Origin of the sequence: Micromonospora sp. WMMD730 (assembly GCF_049178955.1) — a bacterium.
Taxonomy (GTDB): Bacteria; Actinomycetota; Actinomycetes; order Mycobacteriales; family Micromonosporaceae; genus Micromonospora; species Micromonospora wenchangensis.
In genome coordinates this window covers 1318584-1341353 of record NZ_JBMHML010000002.1, presented here as the reverse complement: position 1 = coordinate 1341353, position 22770 = coordinate 1318584, and the positions used below count along the sequence as shown (strand labels likewise).

At 74.0% G+C, this 22770-nt stretch carries 22 protein-coding genes; 7 read left to right on the top strand and 15 right to left on the bottom strand.

What is annotated here, in order from left to right; all coding sequences use genetic code 11:
- Positions 1-207 precede the first annotated feature (207 nt).
- Entirely contained in the window at positions 208-1494 is a 1287-nt protein-coding gene (serS, locus tag ACN265_RS06150; RefSeq protein ID WP_302745538.1) for a serine--tRNA ligase, read from the top strand.
- 80 nt (positions 1495-1574) lie between these two features.
- Here serS and ACN265_RS06145 read toward each other — a convergent pair whose 3' ends face one another.
- Genes ACN265_RS06145 through ACN265_RS06130 form a run of 4 tightly spaced genes read right to left on the bottom strand, consistent with a single transcriptional unit; the run spans position 1575 to position 6342 of the window.
- A complete protein-coding gene (locus ACN265_RS06145; RefSeq protein WP_421406331.1) occupies positions 1575-2429 on the bottom strand; it encodes a cytochrome c biogenesis CcdA family protein in 855 nt (284 codons plus the stop codon).
- The gene (locus ACN265_RS06140) at positions 2429-3052 is read right to left on the bottom strand and encodes a TlpA family protein disulfide reductase (RefSeq protein ID WP_421406329.1); all 624 of its coding nucleotides are present in this window, start codon (positions 3050-3052) and stop codon (positions 2429-2431) included. Before ACN265_RS06140 ends, ACN265_RS06145 begins: the two co-directional genes overlap by 1 nt.
- A gap of 21 nt (positions 3053-3073) precedes the next feature.
- On the bottom strand, positions 3074-4540 hold the full coding sequence (locus ACN265_RS06135) for an NADH-quinone oxidoreductase subunit NuoF family protein (RefSeq protein ID WP_088647185.1): 1467 nt from the start codon (positions 4538-4540) through the stop codon (positions 3074-3076).
- Complete coding sequence (locus ACN265_RS06130; protein ID WP_421406327.1) at positions 4537-6342, bottom strand: hypothetical protein; 1806 nt, start codon at positions 6340-6342, stop codon at positions 4537-4539. The genes ACN265_RS06135 and ACN265_RS06130 overlap by 4 nt, the downstream gene beginning before the upstream one ends.
- A 245-nt stretch (positions 6343-6587) precedes the next feature.
- On the opposite strand from ACN265_RS06130, the gene ACN265_RS06125 reads away from it, so the two are divergent.
- Positions 6588-7475, top strand: a complete 888-nt coding sequence (locus tag ACN265_RS06125; protein ID WP_420116809.1) for a L,D-transpeptidase — start codon at positions 6588-6590, stop codon at positions 7473-7475.
- Positions 7476-7506: 31 nt separating this feature from the next.
- Here the strand turns inward: ACN265_RS06125 and ACN265_RS06120 are convergent, their stop codons facing one another.
- The 4 genes from ACN265_RS06120 to ACN265_RS06105 are packed head-to-tail and all read right to left on the bottom strand — an operon-like array spanning position 7507 to position 11080.
- Positions 7507-8130: a response regulator transcription factor gene (locus ACN265_RS06120; RefSeq protein WP_088647048.1), complete on the bottom strand. Its 624-nt coding sequence runs from the start codon at positions 8128-8130 to the stop codon at positions 7507-7509.
- Complete coding sequence (locus tag ACN265_RS06115) at positions 8127-9281, bottom strand: sensor histidine kinase (protein ID WP_421406325.1); 1155 nt, start codon at positions 9279-9281, stop codon at positions 8127-8129. The genes ACN265_RS06120 and ACN265_RS06115 overlap by 4 nt, the downstream gene beginning before the upstream one ends.
- 58 nt (positions 9282-9339) lie before the next feature.
- Entirely contained in the window at positions 9340-10131 is a 792-nt protein-coding gene (locus tag ACN265_RS06110; protein ID WP_377682019.1) for an ABC transporter permease, read from the bottom strand.
- 1 nt (position 10132) lies between these two features.
- On the bottom strand, positions 10133-11080 hold the full coding sequence (locus ACN265_RS06105; RefSeq protein ID WP_357933400.1) for an ABC transporter ATP-binding protein: 948 nt from the start codon (positions 11078-11080) through the stop codon (positions 10133-10135).
- Between the two features lie 286 nt (positions 11081-11366).
- Here ACN265_RS06105 and ACN265_RS06100 point away from each other — a divergent pair, with 286 nt between their 5' ends.
- Entirely contained in the window at positions 11367-12212 is an 846-nt protein-coding gene (locus tag ACN265_RS06100; protein ID WP_421406324.1) for an alpha/beta hydrolase, read from the top strand.
- 98 nt (positions 12213-12310) lie between these two features.
- Positions 12311-12640 (top strand): hypothetical protein, encoded by a 330-nt coding sequence (locus ACN265_RS06095; protein WP_420116813.1) that lies wholly within the window; start codon positions 12311-12313, stop codon positions 12638-12640.
- Between the two features lie 47 nt (positions 12641-12687).
- On the opposite strand, the gene ACN265_RS06090 is transcribed toward ACN265_RS06095, so the two are convergent.
- Complete coding sequence (locus ACN265_RS06090) at positions 12688-14736, bottom strand: prolyl oligopeptidase family serine peptidase (RefSeq protein ID WP_421406323.1); 2049 nt, start codon at positions 14734-14736, stop codon at positions 12688-12690.
- Between the two features lie 119 nt (positions 14737-14855).
- On the opposite strand from ACN265_RS06090, the gene ACN265_RS06085 reads away from it, so the two are divergent.
- Complete coding sequence (locus tag ACN265_RS06085) at positions 14856-15989, top strand: site-2 protease family protein (RefSeq protein WP_421406322.1); 1134 nt, start codon at positions 14856-14858, stop codon at positions 15987-15989.
- 88 nt (positions 15990-16077) lie between these two features.
- On the opposite strand, the gene ACN265_RS06080 is transcribed toward ACN265_RS06085, so the two are convergent.
- A complete protein-coding gene (locus ACN265_RS06080) occupies positions 16078-16947 on the bottom strand; it encodes an AraC family transcriptional regulator (protein ID WP_421406320.1) in 870 nt (289 codons plus the stop codon).
- Positions 16948-17067: 120 nt separating this feature from the next.
- On the opposite strand from ACN265_RS06080, the gene ACN265_RS06075 reads away from it, so the two are divergent.
- Entirely contained in the window at positions 17068-17694 is a 627-nt protein-coding gene (locus ACN265_RS06075) for a phosphatase PAP2 family protein (RefSeq protein ID WP_421406318.1), read from the top strand.
- 117 nt (positions 17695-17811) lie between these two features.
- On the opposite strand, the gene ACN265_RS06070 is transcribed toward ACN265_RS06075, so the two are convergent.
- Positions 17812-19050 carry an FAD-binding protein gene (locus tag ACN265_RS06070; protein ID WP_421411388.1) on the bottom strand — a complete coding sequence of 413 codons (1239 nt, stop codon included), beginning with the start codon at positions 19048-19050 and terminating at the stop codon, positions 17812-17814.
- A 5-nt stretch (positions 19051-19055) separates the two neighbouring features.
- A complete protein-coding gene (locus ACN265_RS06065) occupies positions 19056-19760 on the bottom strand; it encodes a hypothetical protein (RefSeq protein ID WP_421406316.1) in 705 nt (234 codons plus the stop codon).
- Positions 19761-19840: 80 nt separating this feature from the next.
- On the opposite strand from ACN265_RS06065, the gene ACN265_RS06060 reads away from it, so the two are divergent.
- A complete protein-coding gene (locus tag ACN265_RS06060) occupies positions 19841-20197 on the top strand; it encodes a hypothetical protein (RefSeq protein WP_420116819.1) in 357 nt (118 codons plus the stop codon).
- Between the two features lie 39 nt (positions 20198-20236).
- Here the strand turns inward: ACN265_RS06060 and ACN265_RS06055 are convergent, their stop codons facing one another.
- The 3 genes from ACN265_RS06055 to ACN265_RS06045 form a co-directional block, all read right to left on the bottom strand.
- Positions 20237-21166 carry an LLM class F420-dependent oxidoreductase gene (locus tag ACN265_RS06055; protein WP_204926359.1) on the bottom strand — a complete coding sequence of 310 codons (930 nt, stop codon included), beginning with the start codon at positions 21164-21166 and terminating at the stop codon, positions 20237-20239.
- Positions 21167-21296: 130 nt separating this feature from the next.
- Positions 21297-22334 carry a hypothetical protein gene (locus ACN265_RS06050; RefSeq protein ID WP_204926358.1) on the bottom strand — a complete coding sequence of 346 codons (1038 nt, stop codon included), beginning with the start codon at positions 22332-22334 and terminating at the stop codon, positions 21297-21299.
- The gene (locus ACN265_RS06045; RefSeq protein WP_421406314.1) at positions 22334-22603 is read right to left on the bottom strand and encodes a hypothetical protein; all 270 of its coding nucleotides are present in this window, start codon (positions 22601-22603) and stop codon (positions 22334-22336) included. Before ACN265_RS06045 ends, ACN265_RS06050 begins: the two co-directional genes overlap by 1 nt.
- Positions 22604-22770: the final 167 nt, after the last annotated feature.

The following is a 22770-nucleotide window of genomic DNA, read 5'->3' as shown; positions in this document are numbered from 1 at the left end:
GCCCCGATACCGGTCACCGAGAGTGAGAACAGGAGTTGAACCAGCCCCATCACCTTGGGTAACGGCAGGGGTGGCAGCACTCGGCCGGGCCGGGCCCGGGGTGCGGCGGCGCGTTCGCAGGCTCAGACCGGGGCCCGGGGGCCGGCGGGCGCGACGGTAGCATCGGAGGGTCCCACCCTGACCGCCTGGACGGAGCTACGGAGCAGCATGCTCGACATGGAGTTGATCCGGAAGGATCGCGAGGCGGTGGCGACCGCGCTCGCGAAGCGACTGGATCCCGCCGAGGTCAACCGGGTCCTGGACGACATCCAGCGACTCGACCAGGAACGCCGCGCCCTGATCACGGAGATCGACGCCGAGCGGCAGCGCCGCAAGGCCGAGGCCCGGGCGTACGCGCAGGCGAAGCGGGCCGGCACCACGCCGGAGTCCGTCGCGCCGGAGGTCGAGCGTAAGCAGCTCGCCGAGCTGGAGTCCCAGCTCGACGAGGTGCAGTCCCGGCTGCGCGGCACGATGAGCGAGCTGCCCAACCTGCCCGCCGACGACGTGGTGCCCGGCGGCAAGGAGGCCAACCGGGTGGTGAAGACCTTCGGTGCGCCACCGGTCATCGAGAAGATCCGCGACCACGTGGAGCTGAGCCGGGCACTCGGCCTGGTCGACCACGAGCGGGGCGTCAAGCTCGGCGGTTCGGGCTTCTGGATGTACACCGGCCTGGGCGCCCGGCTGGAGTGGGCCCTGATCAACTGGTTCATCGACGAGCACGTGCGGGCCGGCTACGAGTTCCTGCTCCCGCCGCACCTGCTGCTCGACACCGCCGGTTTCGCCGCCGGCCAGTTCCCCAAGTTCTACGACGACGTCTACCACCTGGACCGGGAGTCCGCCCCGCGCGGGCAGTTCCTGCTGCCCACCTCGGAGACGGCGATCCTCGGCGCCTACCAGGACGAGATCCTGGAGACGTCGAAGCTGCCGCTGAAGGCGTTCGCCTACACCCCCTGCTACCGGCGGGAGGCGGCCGGTTCGCACTCCGACGAGCGCGGCACCGTACGCGGGCACCAGTTCAACAAGGTGGAGATCTTCCAGTTCACCCTGCCCGAGCAGGCCGACGCGGCGCTGGAGGAGATGCTCGCCCACGCGGAGAGCCTGGTCGAGAAGCTGGGCCTGCACTACCAGCGCAGCCTGCTGTCCGCCGGTGACGCCAGCGCCTCGATGAAGAAGACCCTCGACATCGAGGTGTGGATGCCGAGCACCGGCAAGTACAAGGAGGTGTCGTCGGTCTCCTGGGCCGGTGACTACCAGGCCCGCCGGGCCGCCATCCGCTACCGCGAGCCGGGCGGCAAGCAGACCCGCTTCGTGCACACGCTCAACGGTTCGGCGCTGGCCACCAGCCGGCTCTTCCCGGCCATCCTGGAGCAGTTCCAGCAGCCCGACGGTTCGGTGCTGGTGCCCGAGGTGCTCCGCGACCGGCTCGGCACCGACCGGCTCACCCCGCTGCGCTGAGGCGTCCGGTGAGGGGCGGGGCCTGCGGGCTCCCGCCCCTCACCGCACCCACCATCCTGGCGACGACCGGCCCGCCGCGTTCACACCCGTTCGGTGTCACCGGTCCGGGTGCGGCCGCGGTGCAGCAGCGCCGCCACCGCGAGCAGCCCGACCAGCAGCCCGGCGAGCACCGCCGGCCCGGCCGTGTCCAGCGCCGTCACCAGCACCCGTTGGATCCGGGCCGCGCCGACCACCACCGGATCACCGAAGGCGTCGTGCCGGCCCTGGGCGAGGCGGACCTCGTACCAGCCGTACCAGGCGACGTAGCCGCCGGCGACGAGCAGCACCAGGCCGCTGAGCCGGGGCACCCACGCGCCGACGCCGCGCAGCCCACGCACCACCCGGCCGCGCAGCAGCGCCACGCCGAGCGCCGCCACCGCCACCACCAGGCCCATCCCGATCGCGTACGCGACGAACAGTGCCAGCCCGCGCAGGGTCGAGCCTGCCTGGAGGCTGGTCACCACGATCGCCAGGAACGGGGCGATGGAGCAGCTCAGCGACGCCAGCGCGTACGCCATGCCGAACAGCGCCATGGACGGCAGTGAACGGGTCAGCCGGGGGGCGCGGACCGACGGGCGCGGGGTGGGCAGCCGGCGACCGGCGAGCAGCCACAACCCGAGCGCCAGCAGGCCCAGCCCGAGGGTCACGGTCAGCCAGGGCAGCCGGGGGCGCAGCCAGTCGGCAAACGGTGCGACGGCCAGCCCGAAGGCCCCGAACACCACGACGTACCCGCAGGTCAGTCCGGCCGCAGCGGTGAGTGCCCGGCCGACCGCGCCCCGACCGTCCGCCGGCCCGGCGACCAGCAGCGACAGGTACGCCGGCAGCATCGCGAAGCCGCACGGGTTGACCGCGCCGAGCATCCCGGCGGTCAGCGCGAGCAGCAGCGGGCCGGTCATCAGCCGGCCAGGGCGGCGACCCGGCGGGTGAGGTCCTCGCCGTCGAGGAAGCCCTGGTGGACGACCTTCCCCTGCCGGTCGATGATCAGGAAGGTACTCTGTTCGACGATCTCGAAGCGCCGCCACAGCGCGCCGGCCCGGTCGTCGATCTGGGTGGTGCCGCCGAGTTCGAACTCGGTGACGAAGCTGCGCATCGCCTTCTGCTCGCCGAGGCCGGCGACCCCGACGATCGGCACGGTGTCCCGGTACTTCGGGGCGATCTCGGCGACCGTCCACGCCTGGCTGGCGCAGGTGGCGCACCACGGTGCCCAGAACCACAGCACCACCGGGCGGCCGGCCAGCCCGGCGGCGGAGAACGCCGTACCGTCGAGGGTCTTGGCGGTGAAGCGCAGCGCGTCGGGCACCACGGCGGGTGCGCCGGTCGGGGTGGGTGCGGCGGACGACGGCGCTGCGGACGACGGCGCTGCGACCGGGACGGCGACCTCGGCGGCCGGCTGCGCCGACGTCGGCCCGACGGCGCAGGCCGAGGCGGCCAGCAGGGTGCCGGCGAGGGTGGCGGCGAGGGCGAGCCGGGCGGCCGGTCGACCCTCCGGCCCGTTGCTGGGTGACGACGACGACCGCATCCGGTGCTCCTCTCGGTGGTGCTACTCGGCCTCGACCAGCCGCAGCGCGAGTTCGGGACAGACCTTGACCGCCTTCATCGCACCTTCCTTCAGCCAGGTCGGCACAGGGGTGGACGGGAAGGCGGGGTAACCGTTGCCGTCGAGCCGGATGAAGTCCGGTACGACGTGGGCGCACAGCCCGTGCCCGTCACAGCGGGACCAGTCCAGGGTGAGCTTGCGGGGGTTGGCGTCGGGCGCGCCGGGCAGCCCCATCACGCCCTTGACCCGCTTGCCGCACCCCTCACCGGTGGTGTGTTGCCGCAGGTCGTCGGCGAACACCTCCATTGCGGAGAGGGCGAAGCGGGAGGTGCCGTCGGGGTGGCTGCACGCGCCCCGGCCCTTCACGTCACCGGCGGCGGCCCGGACCACCTCCACCGGCGCGCTGCCGGACACCGCCAGGTCGACGGCGCGGGCCAGGTCGGGCAGGCCGCGCTTGCACGGCCCGCACTGGCCGGCGGACTCCCCGGCCAGGTAGCGGACCACCTGGGCGGCCTCGCCCAGCGGGCAGGTGTCCCGGCCGAGCGGGATGATGATGCCGGCGCCGAGGGTGCCGCCGACGCTGGTGAGGCTCTTGCGGGTGATCTCGGCCCGCTGCGCCGCCTCCCAGGTGATCCAGCGGCCGTGGTAGCCGCCCATCAGGATGCCCGGCCCCTCCGGCACCTCGCACAGGTCGAGGATGTCCCGCAGCGGGGTGCCGGCGGCGCACTCCACCACGGCGGCGCGCTTGGCCTGGCCGGTGACGGTGAGCAGCACGGTGCCGGGCTCGTCGTCGGTGCCGAGCGCGGCGTACTCGTACGGGCCGAGCCGGGCGGCGATCGCCACCTGGGCGTACGTCTCGGCGTTGGACAGCAGGGTGGGCAGGTTGCGTACGCCCGAGTCGCTGGACCGTTTCTTGGTGCCCGGCGGGATGTGCGGCAGTCCGTTGATCCCGTTGACCAGTGCACCGCCCTCGCCCGAGATGAACCGGTGCGGCACGGTGACGATGCTGGTGGGCACCGGCATCCGGCGTTCGGCGAGGGCGTCGGTGAGCGAGTCCCGGCCGATCAGGTCGTCGGCGACGCAGAGCACGATCTCCTCGGCGTCCAGCGCGTACGCGGCCAGGGCGGCGCCGTCGAGGATGAGGTGCGGGGCCCGGGTGAGCAGCACCTTGTCCTTCCAGCTCGCCGGTTCCCCCTCGGTGGCGTTGACCACCACCACGGCGGGCAGGTCCTGCCGTTCGCAGGACTCCAGCACCGCCTTGAACTTGCGGTAGAACGGGAAACCCGCCCCGCCCTTGCCCTTGAGCTGGATGGCCTCGGCCAGCCGGAGCAGGTTGGCCGGTTCCATCGGGCCGATCGGCCCGTGCTCCATCTCGTGGGCCATCAGGTCGAGCCGGCCGAACTCGGCGAAGCCGGCGGTGAGCCGGGGCTCGCCGATGCAGGCGACCGGTGGGACCTTCGTGCGCATCACTTGGCCTCACCGCGCAGCCCGGCCCAGTACGCCCCGTCGACGGCGTCCGCGTTGGCCTTGCCCTTGCGCCGGCTGCGGCTGTCGCCGGTGGCCTTGCGGGCCCGCCGGGAGGCCAGGTCGACCAGGGTCGGGGTGTCGTCGACGGGGATGTCGTCGGCGACGTAGCGGGCCGGCGGACGCCAGTAGTCCGGCTCCTCCGGGACGTCCGCCTCGACGCTGTGCCGCCCGGAACCGCTGCGCGGGGCGGCGGAGATCGGCTCCGCCGAGACGGGCCGGCTGGACTCCTCCCAGCGGCGCGGGCTGTCCCACGGCTCCTCCGGCTCCTCGGTGCGCCGCCGGGGCGGGGCCGAGTAGCGGGCGGCCACGTCGTCGTCGCGCCGGGCCCGGCGACCGGTGGAGACGGGGGCGTTGTCCTCCTCGTAGCGGGAGCGGCGACCACCGGAGACGGGAGCCACGTCCTCCTCGTAGCGCGCACGCCGATTACCCGACACCGGCGCCACGTCCTCCTCGTAGCGGGTACGCCGACCACCGGAGACGGGGGCCACGTCCTCGTCGCGGTCGCGGCGGCGGCTGCCGGAGACGGGCGCGACGTCCTCGTCGTAGCGGGAACGACGACCACCGGAGACGGGGGCCACGTCCTCCTCGTAGCGCGCACGCCGACCACCCGACACCGGGGCCACGTCCTCCTCGTAGCGGGAGCGGCGACCGCCGGACACCGGGGCGACGTCCTCGTCGCGGCGGCGGGGCCGCTCGTCGCGGTCGTCCCGTTCGGCGGTCCGGCGGCGCGCGGCCGGTTCCAGGTCGCGCTCGCGGCGGGGGGCCGGCGCGGTCTCCTGGCTGGTACGACCCCGGCCACCCCGGACGGGCTCACGCAGGGTGCCCGGTTCGGGGACGACCGGGACGGTGAACCGCTCGGGGTCCCGACGCCGGGCGCTGCCGGTCGGCGCGTTCCAGGACGGGGCGAGGGCGGCCTCGGCCCAACTGCTCCGGGTCTCCTTCTCCTCCTCCTTCTTGCGGCCGAGCCCGGTGAGCAGCGTCCGGCCCTTGCCCTCGTCGACGCCCTTGCCCGTCATGGCCTTGTTCAGCGCGGCGGCCTGCTGCTGTTCGCGGCTGCGCTTGCCGAGGTAGACCGACAGCCGCACCATCAGCGCCACCACCACCAGCAGGACGCAGGCCAGGTAGCTCAGCACCACCCAGGACTTGGCGGCGCGGCCGGCGTTGAGGCCGTGGAACAGGGCGAACGGCCAGGACAGGTACGCCAGGGAGTGCAGGCTGCGCCAGAACCACTTGGGTCCGACCCCGGCGAAACGGACCCGGATGATGCCGGTCCACAGCACGCTCACCATGAGGAAGGCGGCCACCGTGCCGAGCCCGACGTAGAGTCCGCTGCCACCGATGAACGGCACCACGGCGTCGGTGGGTCCGGCCCGACCGATGGCGATCTTGGTGATGACGTGGAAGACCAGGCCGACGACGCCGAGGATGCCGGTGGCCCGGTGCGCGGACTGCAGGAGCACCCGGTGCCGGATCATGAGAACCAGCCGGTCGGTGGCGAGCAGGCCCATCATCACGGTGAGGCTGAGCGACACCAGGGCGACCACCCCGGCGAAGAACTCGGTGAAGAAGAAGCCGTACGCGTACATCGCCGCGCCGTTGCCGGTCATCTCGACCCCGGCCCACAGCAACCCCAGCGCGGACGCCACCATCAGCGCCATCGTGCCCTTCGACACTGTCCGGACACCACGGCTGCTGGTGGAGGTCCGGACGGTCGCCGCCTTCTCGTTCTGCTGTGCCCGGGCCATCTGCTCCTCGATCGTCTAACGGCGGCGCCACCACCGGCCGACCCTGCTCCCACCTCCAGTACGGACCTCCGGCGCGTACGGATCACCGCCGCCGCCGAAAATTCTCGGCGGATCGTCGAACCACCCCGGTCCGGGACGCGTGTAAGGCCCGGCGTACGGCGTCCCGTCGCGTGGACGGCCGGGGATCGGGGGCCCGTCGGGACGATTCGCGCCGGGTGGAGCTACCTGCCCCTTAGAGTGGTTTCGTGGCTTTTGACCGGATGATCGAACGATGGGGCCGGGGGCCGCTCGTCGCCGTCGTCGGCGTACCGGCCCTGCTGGTGCTGGCCCTGCTCGTCGGCGTGGCGCTGCGCGCGGACGCACCCGCCCCGACCCGGCGGGCGGCGGCCCCGCCACCGACCGTGGCCGTCCCGCACGAGGACGAGACCGTGCCGCCCGCCGCGCCGGCCCCGCCCGGCCTACCCGTGATCGACTACGACCCGGCCCCCGCCGGTTTCCCGGCCGACCCGCACCCGCTCGACGTCACCCCGTTGACCGAGGGCGTCACCCCGACCCGGAACATCGCCGCGTACGACGCACCGGGCGGACGCCCCCGCGCCCTGCTCGCCCCCACCATCAGCGGGGTGGAGCTGACCATGCCGGTGGTGCAGCGGCGCACCGGCTGGACGGCGGTCCTGCTGCCCTCGGCGAGCCGTCGACTGGCCTGGCTGCCCGACGGGGGCTGGAGTCCGGTCGTCCTGCGCGACCAGATCGTGGTGCAGCGCCGCACCCACCAGCTCACCTGGTACCGGCACGGCCAGCCGGTGCACACCTGGCCGGTCAGCCTCGGTCAGCCCGGCCAGGAGACCCCCCTCGGCCGCACCTTCATCCTCGGCACCACACCGCCCCCCGAACCGGTCTACGGCGGGGTGGACGTCTTCGCCCTCGGCGCCGTCCCCGACGACCCGGAGGCGGTGCCCACCGGGCTGCGGGGCGCACACATCGGCCTGCACACCTGGCAGGACGACGACACCCTCGGCGAGGACGTCACCAACGGCTGCATCCGGTTGACCCGCAGCGCCCAGCGGACCCTCCTCGACGAGGTACGCCCCGGCACCGAACTGGTCGTCGTCGACGCCCTGACCACGTCCTGAGCCCGGCCGCCCCACCCCACACCGGAACCGGTCAGTCGCCGAGCAGCCAGCCGTTCTGTTCGGCGAGCCGGACCGCGGTGGCCCGGTTGCGGGCGCCGGTCTTGCCGATCGCCGCCGACAGGTGGTTGCGGACCGTCCCCTCGGACAGGTGCAGCGCCGCCGCCAGGTCGGCCACCGTGCCACCGCCCCGGGCCGCCCGCAGCACCGCCGTCTCCCGCTCGGTCAACGGGCTCGTCCCCGCCGCGAGGGTCTCCGCCGCCAGCGCCGGGTCGACCACCCGCAGCCCGGCGTGCACCCGGCGGACCGCGTCGGCGAGCTGCCGGGCCGGGGTGTCCTTGACCACGAAGCCACCCGCCCCGGCCTCCATCGCCCGCCGCAGGTAGCCGGGCCGGCCGAAGGTGGTGACCACCAGCACCCGGCAGCCGGGCAGCGCGGCCCGCAGCGCGGCGGTCGCGGCGATCCCGTCCAGCCCCGGCATCTCCACGTCGAGCAGCGCCACGTCCGGGCCGGTACGGCGGGCCGCGTCCACCACCTCGTCGCCCCGACCCACCTCGGCCACCACGTCGAGGTCCGGTTCCAGCGACAGCAGCGCGGCGAGCGCGCCCCGGACCAGCGCCTGGTCGTCGGCGAGCAGCAGCCGGATCGGGTCGCTCACCGCTGCTCCACCGGCACGGTGACCCGCAGCAGGAACCCGGTACCGTCCGGCCGCCGGCCGACCGTCACGGTGCCGTCGAGCCGTCGGACGCGTTCCCGCAGGCCGAGCAGCCCGTGCCCGCCGTCGCCGGCCGGCTGCGGGCCGGGCCCGCCGTCGCCGGCCGGGCCGCGCCCGTCGTCGGCGATCTCCACCCGGTCCGGGTGGACCCGGATCACGCACCGCCGCGCGCCGCTGTGCCGCACCACGTTGGTCACTCCCTCCCGGACCGCCCAGCCGAACAGTTCCTCCCGCGCCGCCGGCAGCGCCGGCAGGTCGTCCGGCAGGTCACCGACGATGCCCGCCGCCGCCAGCGCCGTCCGCGCGCCGGCCAGCTCGCCGGTCAGGCTGATCTCCCGGTACGCCCCGACGGTACGCCGTACGTCGGCCAGCGCCTGCCGGGCCAGCCGCTCGACGTCGGCGATCTCGGTGCCGGCGCGGACCGGGTCCAGCTCCAGCAGCCGCCCGGCCAGCTCCGCCTTGACCGCCACCACGGTCAGCGAGTGCCCGAGGATGTCGTGCAGGTCGCGGGCGGTGCGGGCGCGTTCCTCGGCGACCGCGAGCCGGCGGATCTCGGCCTGGGCGGCCCGCAGCTCGCCGTTGCGCTGCGCCAGCCGGCTCACCCCGAACATCGCGAACGAGGCGAGCAGCACCGCGAAGACGACGGTGCTCTCCGCCTCCCAGCCGGGCACCAGCGCGGCGGCGACAGGTGGGGTCAGCGCGCACAGCACGACCACCACCAGGGCGTCCACCGGGGGCAGCAGGAACACCGCCGCCGCCGCGACGAAGACCAGGGTGGTCAGCCAGTCCCCCGCGGTGCCGGGGATGCCGGCCAGGCCGAACGCGAGCAGCAGCCCCACGGACGCCCGCGCCCGGCCGACCGGGATCGGCCGGTGCGCCTGACGCAGGCCGCGCGCCCACTGGAAGATCAGCACGTAGAGCACGCCGAACACGACCAGGGTGCCCACCCCCACCGCCCGCCGCCAGGGTTGTTCCTGGTGTACGGCGGTGAACAGCGGGATGTTGAGGAAGAACAGCCAGACCCCGGCGAGCAGCCAGCCGGTGATCCGCCAGCGGCGGGTCACCGGCGACGGCCTGTCGAACGGGAGGTCCATCGGGTCCACGCTAGTCCCCGCCGGCCGGTGTCCGGGCCCGCCGGTGCCGGGCCACCGCTCAGACCCGCTGGGTGTCGCGGCGGAACAGCCGGGCCGCGCCGAGGGCGAAGCCCGCCGTCCAGCCGAGCACGTTGACGAGCACCCCGACGCTCACCGGGTCACCGGTCAGCGGCGCGCGGGCCAGTTGACCCACCCCCCACACGGGGGTGAACTGGGCGATCCGCTGCATCACGTCGGGCAGCATCTCCACCGGCAGGAACAGGCCGCCGAACATGGCGAGCAGGGCGAGCACCGGCCCCATGAACTGCATGACGTTCTCGGCCGGGCCGAGGTAGCCGATGAGCAGCCCCAGCGCGGCGAAGACCAGCGAGCCGAGCCAGGCCGCCGACCCGGCCAGCAGCCAGACGGACACCGGCAGCCGGACCCCGGCGGCGGCTCCGACCGCGAACTCGATCACCACCGCGACCAGCCCGAGCACCATCGCGGTGGCGACCTTCGTGGCGACGTACGCGGCCGGGTGCAGCGGGGTGAGCCGGAGCTGACGGCTCCAGCCCAGGGCCCGTTCCGTGGCGACCGCCGCGCCCGCGCTGGTGGTGGCCACCATCGCCCCGTAGACGGCGAGGCTGACCATGATCCAGGCGAGCACCTGCCGGCCGTTGGGGAGTGTCTCGTCCCGCTGCGGCAGCCCGAACAGCAGGAAGAACACCGCCGGCATGACCATGGTGAACAGCAGGGTCCGCCGGTTGCGCAGCACCCGGCGCATCTCGATCAGCAGCACCGCCGGGGAGAAGCCGCCGAGGGCGGGCGGCCGGCGGTCCGCGGTGGGGGTGGTCAGGGCGGAGGTGGTCATCTCAGGCTCCAACGGTCGCGGTGGGGGCGGCTTCGGCGGGGTTGGCTTCGGGCGGGGTGGCATCGGTGGCGGTCAGGGCCAGGAAGGCGTCCTCCAGGTTGCGGGAGGTGATCTCCAGGTCCCGGGCGGCGGTACGGGTGAGCAGGTGCCGGGCGACGGCGTCCGAGTCACCGGTACGGATCAGCACGGCGTCGCCGCGTACCTCGACGGCCTCCACGCCGGGCAGCGCGGCCAGGCCGGACTGGTCGGCGTCGGGCAGGGTGGCCCGGACGATCCGGCCGGCGGCCAGGTTCTTGATCTCGGCGGTGGTGCCGTCGGCGACCACCCGGCCCTGCCGGACCAGCACGATCCGGTCGGCGTACGCGTCGGCCTCGTCGAGGTAGTGGGTGGCGAAGATGATCGTCCGGCCGGACCGGGCGTCGGCCCGGATCGCCTGCCAGAAGTCGCGTCGCCCCTCGACGTCCATACCGGTGGTCGGCTCGTCGAGGACCATCACGTCCGGATCGGAGAGCAGGGCCAACGCGAACCGCAGCCGCTGCTGCTGGCCCCCGGAGCACTTCCCGACGAGCCGGTCGGCCAGGTCGGCGATCCCGGCCCGGGTCAGCACCTCGGTGACCGGCCGGGTCCGGCCGAAGAAGGACGCGGTCATCCGTACCGTCTCGGCGACGGTGAGATCCTTGAGCAGGCCGCCGCTCTGCATGACGGCGGCGACCCGGCCGTAGCGGACGGCCTCGGCGGGGGTGCCGCCCAGCAGCCGGACCTCCCCGGCGTCGGGGCGGGCCAGGCCGAGCAGCATGTCGATCGTGGTGGTCTTGCCGGCGCCGTTGGGGCCGAGAAAGGCCACCACCTCGCCCGGGTGGATGGTCAGGTCGAGCCCGTCGACGGCGGTCACCGGCCCGAAGCTCTTCCGCAGGCCGCGCAGTGCGACGGCCGGACACTCACTGGTCATGCCAACGAGCGTGCGCCCGCCGGCCGGCTCCTTCCCGGCCCGCCCGTCACCTTCCACCCGTGACAAATGTCAGCGGTGTCGCACCCGGTGTCCGTTCCGCACGGGAGTCGTATGCCTGCTGGGCATTTTCATGCCTGACAGGAATGTCGGTCTCCCACCATCCGGCGTTCCGCGCCCGGCACCGTTCGCCCCTCATCCCGGGCGGACAGGTGGGTCCCGGCGTGGGGCATCGGGCGGTGGAAGGTGGGTATGCCGCCGCGGTCGGGGCGAGGTCGGGGAGGACCGCATGGGGAACGCGTCGAACGGGCAGGTCGACACGGTGGTGCTCGTGCACGGGCTGTGGATGACGTCGCGCAGTTGGGAGGGGTGGGCCGAGCGGTACGCGGCACGCGGGTTGCGGGTCCTCGCCCCCGCCTGGCCGGGCTTCGACCGGGAGGTGACCGCGCTGCGCGCCGACCCCGGGACGATCGCCGGCACCACCCTGCGGCAGATCATCGACCACTACGCGGCGGTGATCCGCGAGCTGCCCGGCGCACCGATCGTGATCGGCCACTCGTTCGGCGGCCTGGTCGCCCAGGTGCTGGCCGACCGGGGGCTCGGTGCGGCCGTCGTGGCGGTCGCGTCCGCACCGGTCAAGGGAGTGCTCCGGCTGCCGATCAGCACGCTGCGGGCGTCGTACCCGGTGCTGCGCAGCCCGGTCAACCGGCACCGGGGGGTGCAGATCAGCCCGGACGAGTTCCGGTACGCCTTCGGCAACACCCTCCAGCCGGACGACTCCGACCGGGCCTGGCGGCGCTACGCCGTCCCGGCCGCCGGGCACGTGCTGTTCGAGGGGGCGTTCGCCAACCTCGACCCGCACTCCGCCGCGACCGTCGACACCGGCCGCGACGACCGGCCGCCGCTGCTGCTGATCGCCGGTGGCGAGGACCACGTGGCCCCGCCGTCGCTGGTGAAGGCGAACGCCGGGCTCTACCAGAAGTCGCGGGCGGTGACCGCGTACCACGAGTTCCCCGGCCGCTCGCACTTCACCGTGGGTGAGCCGGGCTGGGAGGCGGTCGCCGACTACGCCCTGGACTGGGCGGTACGCATGACGCAGGCCCCGGCGACGGCGGGCGGCCCGTCCCGCCGCTGACCTCAGACGAACCCCGGCCACGGTCGTCCGGAACCCGGGTCGCCCGAATTGCCGTACAGCCAGGTTCTTCGATTGATCCGTGTCGCTACTTTCAAGACATGGCAGATGATGACCTGGGCAGGGGCGGCAGCAGCCTGGGACACCTCCGCTACGGTGCTGCCGCCCTGATGGTCTTCGGGTGCGTCGGGATTCCTGTGCAGGTGTGGAGATCCACGACCGAATGGGCAGGCGGCTTCCGCATCCTGCTGTGCGCGGTGTTGATGCTGGCCTGGCTGGTGTCGACGTTCGCAATAGCGAACTCGATCATCACCCGTCAGATCAACTACGCAAAGACACGCTGGCCGGACGATCCCGGTGCCCGCAGGGACTACCTGAGGGAGAGCAGGCGTCCGCCGGACATCGACCTCAGCGGTGGTGGCGAATCATGATCAGGCTCGGCTGGGCGTGACACGCACTGACGTCGGTCCTGTCGCCCTCACGACCCGGCGTCACCGCCGCCCAACCGCTGCCACAAAAAACGCAGCGTCAACGCCGACAGGAACGCCCGCTGCTCGTTGTTGCTCGCCGCACCGTGCCCGCCCTCGACGTTCTCGTAGTACGACACGTCCTGGCCGTGCGCGCTCAGCAGCGCGGCCATCTTCCGGGCGTGCCCCGGGTGCACCCGGTCGTCCCGGGTCGAGGTGACGAACAGGACCGGCGGGTACGTCACCCCGTCCCGCACGTTGTGGTACGGCGAGTACCCGCGCAGGAACGCCCAGTCGGCCGGGTCGTCCGGGTCGCCGTACTCGGCCGTCCAGGAGGCCCCGGCGAGCAGCAGGTGGTAGCGCCGCATGTCCAGCAGCGGCACGTTCGCCACCACTGCGCCGACCAGGGTCGGGTAGCGGGTCAGCACCGCCCCCATCAGCAGCCCGCCGTTGCTGCCGCCCTCGATGCCGAGCTGCGGCGCGGTGGTGATCCCCCGGGCCACCAGGTCGGTGGCGACGGCGGCGAAGTCCTCGTACGCCCGGGGGCGGTTCTCGCGCAGCGCCGCCCGGTGCCAGCGCGGGCCGTACTCCCCGCCGCCCCGGATGTTCGCCACCACGTAGGTGCCGCCCCGGGCCAGCCAGCCCCGGCCGAGCACCCCGTCGTAGTGCGGCGTCAGCGAGACCTCGAACCCGCCGTACCCGGTGAGCAGGGTCGGCCCGGCGGCGGCCGTCGGGTCGCCGACCACGGAGTACGGCACCCGGGTGCCGTCGGCCGAGGTGGCGAAGAACTGGCGCACGGTCAGGCCGGTGGCGTCGAAGAACGCCGGCTCCCGCTTGAGGGTCTCGACCGGTCCGCCGACGCGGCCCAGCCGCAGGGACGCCGGCCGCAGGTAGCCGGTGGAGGCGATCAGGTAGTCGTCGCCGAGGTCCGGGTCGGTGTCCACGATCCAGGGCTCGTCGCCCTCCGGCACCCCGGCCAGCGGCGTCCGCCGCCAACCCGACGCGCCGTCGGGGGTCAGCACCTCCAACCGTCGGTGTACGTCGACCAGGGTGGCCAGGATCAGGTGGTGCCGGGTCCAGACGTGGTAGCTCAGCGCGGTCCGCTCGTCGGGCTCGAACAGCACGGTGAGGTCGCGGCCCCCGGCGACGAAGTCGTCGAACCGGGTCACCAGCAGCGCCCCGGCCGGGTGGGTGACCCCGGCGACCTCCCACGGGGTACGCAGCCGGACCAGCAGCCACTCCCGGTGCACGTCCCACTGGGCGTCCTCGGGCACCGGCACCGGGACCTGCCCGCCGTCGGGGGTCAGCAGGAAACTGCGGGTCCGGTAGAAGTCCAGGCTGCGGCCGACGAAGTCCCGTTCGTACCCGGGTGTCGGGTCGTGCGAGGCGTACGCGGAGACGTCGTCGGCCTGCCCCTCGTAGACGATCTCGGCCTCGCTCACCGGGGTGCCCCGCCGCCACCGGCGGATCACCCTCGGGTAGCCGGAGACGGTCAGCGAGCCGGGGCCGAGGTCGGTGCCGACGTAGATCCGGTCGACGTCGATCCAGGTGACGTCGCTCTTCGCCTCGGCGAGGGTGAACCCGTCGGGCACGAAGGCGCGGGTGTCGAGGTCGTACTCGCGGACCACCACCGCGTCCTTGCCGCCCCGCGACAGGCTGACCAGGCAGCGGCGGTGGCCGGGCCGCAGCACCGTCACCCCGTCCCAGACCCAGTTCTCGTCCTCGGCGGCGGCCAGCGCGTCCAGGTCGAGCAGCACGTCCCAGGCCGGCTCGGGCCGCCGGTACTCCGCCAGCGTGGTACGCCGCCACAGCCCCCGGGGGTGCGCCGCGTCCCGCCAGTAGTCGTAGTAGTACCCGTCGCCACGCCAGCCCGGGTACGGGATGCGGTCGTCGGCGTCGAGCACCTGCCGGATCTCGGCCTGCATCGCGGCGAACGCGTCGTCGCCGGTCAGCGCCGCGACGGTCGCCGCGTTGCGCTCGCGGACCCAGCCGGCGGCCGGCTCCGAGTCCAGCTCCTCCAACCAGCGGTACGGGTCGTCGCCCTCATCGATCAGCGTCACCCCGTCCAGTATTCCCGACCGGTCAACCCGCCCTCGACCCTGACCCTGGCCGGGCCCGGACGCGGGGACCCGTCGCGCCGGCCTGGCATGGGCGCGGCAGCGCCGGGTATGAGCGGGGCATGAGGGCGAGCTTCCGGCTTGGCCGGATCGCGGGGGTACCCGTCGGGGTCAACTGGAGCGTCCTGTTCATCTTCGTGCTGATCGCGTGGGTGCTGTCGGCCAACCAGTTCCCCCGTTCGTACCCCGACCGGCCCGGCTGGGCGTACCTGCTGGCCGGGCTCGCGGCGGCGGTGGTCTTCTTCGTCGGCCTGCTGGCCCACGAGGTGTCGCACGCGGTGGTGGCGAAACGCAACGGCCTCCAGGTGGAGGGGATCACGCTGTGGTTGTTCGGCGGCGTCGCGGAGCTGCGCGGCGAGCCCGCCGACCCGGGCGCGGAGCTGCGCATCTCCGGGGTCGGCCCGCTGGTCAGCCTGCTCCTCGGGGTGTTCTTCGGGGCGATCGCGGTGCTGCTGGCGCTGGCCGGGCAGGAGGGGCTGCTGCTCGGCTCGGTGTCCTGGCTGGCCGGGATCAACGTGCTGCTGGCGGTGTTCAACATCCTGCCGGCGGCCCCGCTGGACGGGGGTCGGTTGCTGCGCGCCGCCGTGTGGAAGGCCACCGGCGACCGGGCCAGGGCGTCGGTGGTGGCCGCCCGCGCCGGCTGGGTGCTCGGCGTGCTGCTGATCGGCCTGGGCATCTGGCAGTTCCTGGCCGGCTACGGGGTGGGCGGGCTGTGGCTGGCGCTGATCGGCTGGTTCCTGATCGGCGCGGCCGGGATGGAGGAGCGCCAGGCCCGGCTGGGCAGCGCGCTGACCGGCGTGCGGGTCGGTGAGGTGATGACCCCGCAGCCGCAGACCGCGTCGGCGGAGATGACCGTCGCCGACTTCGTCGACCACTACCTGTTCGCCTACCGGCACACGGCGCTGCCGTTGACCGAGGACGGCCGACCGGTCGGCCTGGTCACCCTGGACCGGGTACGCGGCGTCCCGCCCGACCGGCGGGCCGCCACCACGCTGGCCGAGGTCGCCTGCCGGGCCGACGACCTGGTGTTGGCCCGGCCGGAGGAGCAGCTCAACGACCTGCTCCCCCGCCTCAGCGAGTGCTCCGACGGCCGCGCCCTGGTGGTGACCGGCGACCAACTCGTCGGCATCGTCTCCCCCAGCGACATCAGCCGCGCCGTCCAACGCAGCACCCTGCACCCCCACCCCACCAGGTGACCACCGGCCGCCAGGCGGGCCGCAACTGGGCCGATGTTGCGGCATCCGCAGCGCGCGGACCCCGCAACATCGCCGACAATGGTGTCGATCAGGGAGTGCCGGCCCGCTCCACCGGGATCCACAGCTCGGCGTCGGCGTGGGTGCCACCGGCCGCGATGCGGACACTGGAGATCTCCGGGCCCGGCCGGCTCCGGTACGGGTTCGACGGGAACCACTGGGTGAACACGTCCCGCCACAGGTGCTGCACGGCCGCCGGGAACTCCCCGGAGGTCGCGAAGACCGCCCAGGTCCCCGCCGGCACGTCGAGCGCCTCCAGGTCGTCCGGCACGTCCGCACCGGTCACCGCGCCATACCAGTAGTCCAGCTCGACACCCTCGGACCGGTCCTCGCCGAGCAGGTCGCTGACGTTGACGATGCCCGCCGGCTCCTGGTCGGACAGGGCCTCGATCCGGGCCGTCGTCTCCGCCGGGATGCCCTTGACGAACGCCACGATCGCCGGGTTCATCCCCTCGTGCACCAGGGGTACCCGGGCCCGCCGACCCACCAGCCGCAACGCCGGCTTCTCCACCACCCGGTACCGCATGCTGCCACTCCCCTCGACGACGAGCCGGAAGGACAACCGTTGCTGGGAGTGCAGCACGGCCCCCGTACGCCGCGCCTCACCCGGCCCGATGCCGTGCATCGCCCGGAACGCGCGGGTGAACGCCTCGGTCGAGCCGTACCCGTGGCGGACCGCGACGTCGAGCAACGTCCGCTCACCCGCCAGCACCTCGGCCGCCGCGACGGTGAGCCGCCGCCTGCGGACGTACTCCGACAGGGACATCCCGGCCAACGCCGAGAACATCCGCCGGAAGTGGTACTCCGAGGTGAGGGTGATCCGCGCCAGGTCGGCCACCTCGACCGGTGCGTCGAGGTGCCGTTCCACGTACGCCAGGGCCTCGTTCAGCCGCTCCAGCACCTGATCTCCTTCCGCTCACGGGTCCCGGGACCGATGACATGGTCTCCGAATGACCCCGACGAATCTCCGGCACCGTCGACGACGACAGAATGACGACTATTGAACGAGGGGGGGGAGCCTGTGACAGAACACGCCACCACCGGTGTCACCCGCACCGCGACGCGGATCGCCCGGGCCGTCACCGAGGTGCTCCAGCCCGCCGTGTGGGCGGCTGCCATGCCCGTCGTCGTCGCGGTGGTCGCCGCCCGGACCGTCCCCGCCGGCCTCGGGTGGGGAGCGCTCGCGGCGCTGTTCACCGCCGTGGTGCCGTTCGGGGCGATCCTCTACGCCAAGCACACCGGCCGGGTCACCGACCATCACCTCAGCCGCCGCGAGCAGCGCCGGGGCGTCCTGCTGGTCGGTGTCGCCTCGGTCGCCGCAGGGCTGGTGCTGTTCGTGGCCCTGGACGCCCCCCGGCCGCTGGTCGCCGTGATCGCGGTGATGCTGGTCGTGCTGGCCGGCACCACCGCCGTCAATCAGGTGTGGAAGATGAGCGCCCACACGGCCGTCTCCGCCGGTGCCTGCACCGTGCTGGTCCTGCTGGTCGGGCCGGCGTCGGCAGTCGGGGTGGCGGCCGTCGGGATGCTGGTCGTGGTGCTGATCGGTTGGTCCCGGGTGCATCTCGGTGCGCACACCGTCGCCCAGGTGTTCGCCGGAGCGGTCACCGGCGTGCTCCTCGCGGCGGGGTGCTACCTGGCTGTCGTCTGAGCGGCACGTCGACCGGCCGCGAGTCCGTGACGCCGGGCCGGCCCGTGCCGCGACGGGGTTCGGGACACCCCCACCCCGGACCGGCCCCCACCCGGGTCGACCCCGACGGCCGACCCGTCAGGCGCGGGGGAAGTAGTGGTCGAGCAGGTCGGTGCGGAACACCCCGGCCGGGTCCAGCTCGGTGAGCAGGGCGGCGAAGTCGGCGTACCGGGGGAAGGTCGCGGCGACGACGGCCGGGTCGAGGGTGAAGACCTTCCCCCAGTGCGGCCGGGGGTCGAACGGGGCGAGCCGGGACTCGACCTCGGCCAGCACCGGCTGCACCGCCGCCGCGTCGTCGACCCAGGTGAAGTGCACGGCAAGCGTGTCGCGCCCCTGGTTGGGGCTGAGCCACAGCTCGTCGGCGGCGACGGTGCGCAGCTCGCAGATCTGCAACACCGGCGCGATCCGCTCCCGCATCCCGGCCAGCGCGGCGAGCGCCCCGGCCCCGGCCGAGCGGGGCAGGTGGTACTCGGACTGGAGTTCGTCGCCGCTGCTCGGCAGGAAGCCGAGCCGGAAGTGCGGCAGCCGCTCGTGCCACGGGCCGGGCTCGCCGAACTGCGGGGTGCAGCTCACCGGGTCCATCCCGGGCACCGGGTGCGCCGGCCGGTCGGCCGGGGTGGTGCCGAGCCAGTCCGGCTCCGGCGGCGGGGCGTCGGCGAGCTGCTTGCGCCAGAGCTGGTCGATGTCCGTCGAGCGCCAGGTGGTGAACCCGCTGACGCTGTACGCCGAGGCGAGCGCCGCGTCCAGCGCGCCGACGGGCAGGCCCTCGCGGACGTACTGGCGGACGGTGAAGGTGGGCAGCACGTCCAGGGTGACCCGGGTGACCACGCCCAGCGCGCCGAGCGACACGACCATGCCGGCGAACCGGTCACCGGCGGACCGGTCCACGGTGAGCACGTCCCCGTCGGCGGTGACCAGTTCGAGACCGGCCACGGCGGCGGCCAGGTTGCGGTTGCCGTCGCCGGAGCCGTGGGTGCCGGTGGCGACCGCCCCGGCCACCGAGATGTGCGGCAGCGAGGCGAGGTTGGCCAGGGCCAGCCCCTGCTCGTGCAGCCGGGTCGCCACGTCCCCGTAGCGCAGCCCGGCGGCGACGGTGACGGTGCCGCGTTCCCGGTCGACCTCGACGGTGGGCGGCAACCCGGCCAGCGAGACCAGGTCGCCGGGGGTGTCGCCGATCCGGTTGAACGAGTGGCCGCTGCCGACCGCCCGCACCCGGTCACTGCCGGCGACCAGCCGGCGCAGCTCGTCGAGGGTGGTCGGCCGGTGGAAGGCACGGGCGGCGTAGTGCACGTTGCCGGCCCAGTTGTGCCGGGGCACCCCGCTCACGCGTCGCCGCCCTCGGCCAGCGCCGCGTGCAGGTCGTCCAGCGCCGCGTCGACCTGCCGTACGTCGTAGCCGCGCAGGGCGACCGGCAGGCCCTGCGCCCGGGCGGCGGCCAGCTCGTCGCGGGCCGCCCGACGGCGCGCCGGGTCGTCCGAGTCCAGTGCCGCGCGGGCGTGTCCCACCAGTGTGTCGACCACGTCGGAACTGTACCCGCGCAGTCCGACGCCGAACTCGGTGCCGGAACGGACCGCGACGTCGCGGTCGTCGCGGAACCGGTCGCCGGCGTACCGGGCCAGGGCCGCCGCGATCTCGTCGGGGTTCTCCCGCACCTGGCCCAGGTCGAGCAGTTCGGTCGCCGGCCGGCCGTCGACCCGGGCGTCGGGCGGCAACCCGACGCCCTCGACGGGTACGCCGAGCAGCCGCACCCCGCCGGTGCCGGGTGCCCGGCGGTCGAGCACGACGAGGGCCAGCTCGGCCCAGGGCAGCCGACGCCGCAGCCCCCGTCGGCGTACGGTCAGCCCGTCGGCGTCGATGACGAACCGGAACGGTCGCAGGCCGTTGGCCAGCCCCACCCCGCCCAGCGCGACGCCCCCGAGGGCGGTGGCCGTCCGTAGCAGCCCGCCGCCGGTGGCCAACAGCACCGTCCCGGCCAGTACGCACACCGCCGGCAACACCTGCCGGCCCCGTTCCCGGTGCAGCTCCACGTCGTCTCCCCGTCGATGAGCGCGGTCCGGTGCATCATCCGGCACGGTTGTCGGCGGCGTCCACGGGGAACCATGGCGCGATGAGCAGCTACCGCGACCCGATCCTGCACGGCGACGTCTACCCGTCCGAGGAGGAGATCGACCCGACCGGGGTCGGCCTGGAGCCGGCGAGCGCCCCGCCGTCGGCGTACCCGGACCGGACGGGACCGACGACGACGCCGGCGCCCCCGGTGGCACCGGGCGGGGCGCACTCGATCGTCACCCACCACCTGGACGGCTCGACGCAGGTGGTGACCGACCTGGACGGGGACGGGATCGCCGACGTGGTCCAGTTCGACCTGGACGGCGACGGCGTACCGGACATCACCTACCTGGACAGCGACCGGGACGGCCGGTTGGACACGGTGCTGCGCGAGCCGGGCGCCCGCCGCCACTGACCGTCCCGGCCGACCGCCACCGGTGGGTGGCCGCCGGGGTCACAGCTGGGGCATCACCTCGGCGGCGACCAGTTCCAGCTGGTCCAGGTCGGCCAGGTCGAGCACCTGGAGGTAGATCCGCTCGCTGCCCGCCTCGGCGTACCGGCCGATCGTGTCGACCACCTCGGCGGGGGTGCCGGCGACGCCGTTCTGCCGCAGCTCGGCCGGTTCCCGACCGATCACGGCGGCCCGGCGGGCCACCTCGGCGTCGTCCCGGCCGCAGCAGAGCACCAGCGCGTTGGACCAGCGCAGGGTTCCCGGGTCGCGGCCGGCCTCGGCGCAGGCGGCGCGGACCCGGCCGAACTGGGCCACCGTCTCCTCGACCGAGACGAAGGGCAGGTTGAACTCGTCGGCGTAGCGGGCGGCCAGGCGCGGGGTGCGCTTGGGTCCCTTGCCGCCGAGCAGGATCGGCGGGCGGGGCTGCTGCACCGGCTTGGGCAGTGCCGGGGAGTTGCTGACCGGGTAGTGCTTCCCGGCGTGGTCGAACCGCTCGCCGGCCGGGGTCGCCCACAGCCCGGTGATGACGGCGAGCTGCTCCTCCAGCCGGTCGAAGCGCTCCCCCACCGGCGGGAACGGGATGCCGTAGGCGGTGTGCTCCTCGGCGAACCAGCCGGCGCCGATGCCCAGCTCGACCCGGCCGCCGCTCATCTGGTCGACCTGGGCGACGGTGATCGCCAGCGGGCCGGGCAGCCGGAAGGTGGCCGCCGTGACCAGCGTGCCGAGCCGGATCCGGGTGGTGTCCCGGGCCAGCCCGGCCAGGGTGGTCCAGGCGTCGGTGGGGCCGGGTTCGCCGGTGGACGACCCCATCGCCACGTAGTGGTCGGAGCGGAAGAACGCGCCGTAGCCGGCGTCCTCGGCGGCGCGGGCCACCGTGAGCAGTTGGTCGTAGGTGGCGCCCTGCTGGGGCTCGGTGAAGATCCGCAGTTCCATGCCCCGAGCATAGGGAGCCGGGCGGGCACCCGCCCGGGCTCCACCGGCAGCTCATATACCGTGACAGGCATATGCCGCGCGTTCCGCCCCGGCCCGCCGGCTCGGCGACGGCTGACCCGCGCCCCGCGCCTCAGCCGAACGGCCTGGTCGCGTACGCGGCGCGCAGGGCGGCCAGGCCCGGCTGCTTCGGCGTCAGGGTGCCCCAGCCGGAGTTGAAGTAGTTCGCCCGCACGATCCGGGGCCCCCGCTCCGCGTTGAGCCGGGCCAGGGCCGGTGGCACGGTGGCGATCCAGGCCGCCTGGTCGGGAAGGGCGGACGCCTGCACCCCCCACTCGGCGATGATCACCGGTCGGGAGAGCGCCACCGGCCCGAGGTCCGCCACCGCCCAGTCCCGCGTCCGGCGGAACCGGCCCAGCGCGGTGTGGGTCGGGTCGGTCGCGTAGACGTTCCACTGGAGGAAATCCACCCGGGACATCAACGCCTCCGGATGGGTACGCCGGAAGGCGGCCCGGTCGAAGCCGCCCGAGCCGACCGAGAAGGTGGTGCCGGCGGGCAGGCCCCGGGCCCGCAGCCAGTTCACCACGTAGGTCAGCGCCTGCACCGCGCGGGCGTCCGACTCGGCCCAGGTGAACGACACCCCCGACTCGGTGGTGCCGAACTCGTGGTCGGTGTCCAACTCCGAGGCGAGTTGCAGGTTCACCGGGAACCCCAGCGTCCGGTACTGCGACAGGGCGCGGGCGAGCAGCCCGTCGCACTGACCGGCGAGCACCTGCCCGTACCCGTACGCCCGGGGCCAGGTGGTGCCCGGACGCTGCTGGATGGTCATCGCCGGCGCGGGAACGGTCCAGTTCACCCCGTCGACGGTGAACGTCTGCGCGCCGGGGCTACCCGCGCCGTAGTGCTTCAACTCCAGCACCATGTTCGGCGCGACCCCGGCCCGACCGAGATCACGCAGCCAGGACATGCCGTAGCCGGGGAAGACGTAGGCGTCGGCGAGGCTGCGGTACTGGGTCAGCGAACGGAAGTTCCCGCCCACCATGTCCCCCGTCGGGTCGGCGTTGCCGGCCAGGTAGTAGCCACCCCACACCGGGGGCGCCAGGGCGTAGTCGACCGCCGCGCTGGCGGTACGTCCACCCTGGTCACGTACCGTCACGGTGACCCGGGGCATCAGGCCACCGCCCGGTACACGGCGGTCGTCCCGGTGTCCGAGACCCTCGTCCAGGCCCGGCCGGCATCGTCGGCGACCTCGACGCCGAGCGGGTCGATCACCGCGGTGACCCGCACCGGGGCGCTGCTGTTGCCGTCCGCGTCGGTCAGCACGATGGTGACGGTCACGGGGCGGGTGTCCGGGTCGGCGTAGCCGACGGTGAGCGTCATCGGCTCACCCGGGGAGTAGGTCGAGGCGTCGAGGCTGGCGGTCACGGTGGGAGCGGCCATCCCGGCCCCTCCTTCCTTGCTGGCCCGGTCGACGGACGCGACGCCCGCCGGCCGGAGATGGTGACGTCGTTGTCCGGACCGGGCGGTGGCGGCCGGGCGCGGTCACCACCGGCCGGCCGGGCGGGTGCGCCGCGCCTCCCCGGCCACACCCCCATCCACCTGCGTCA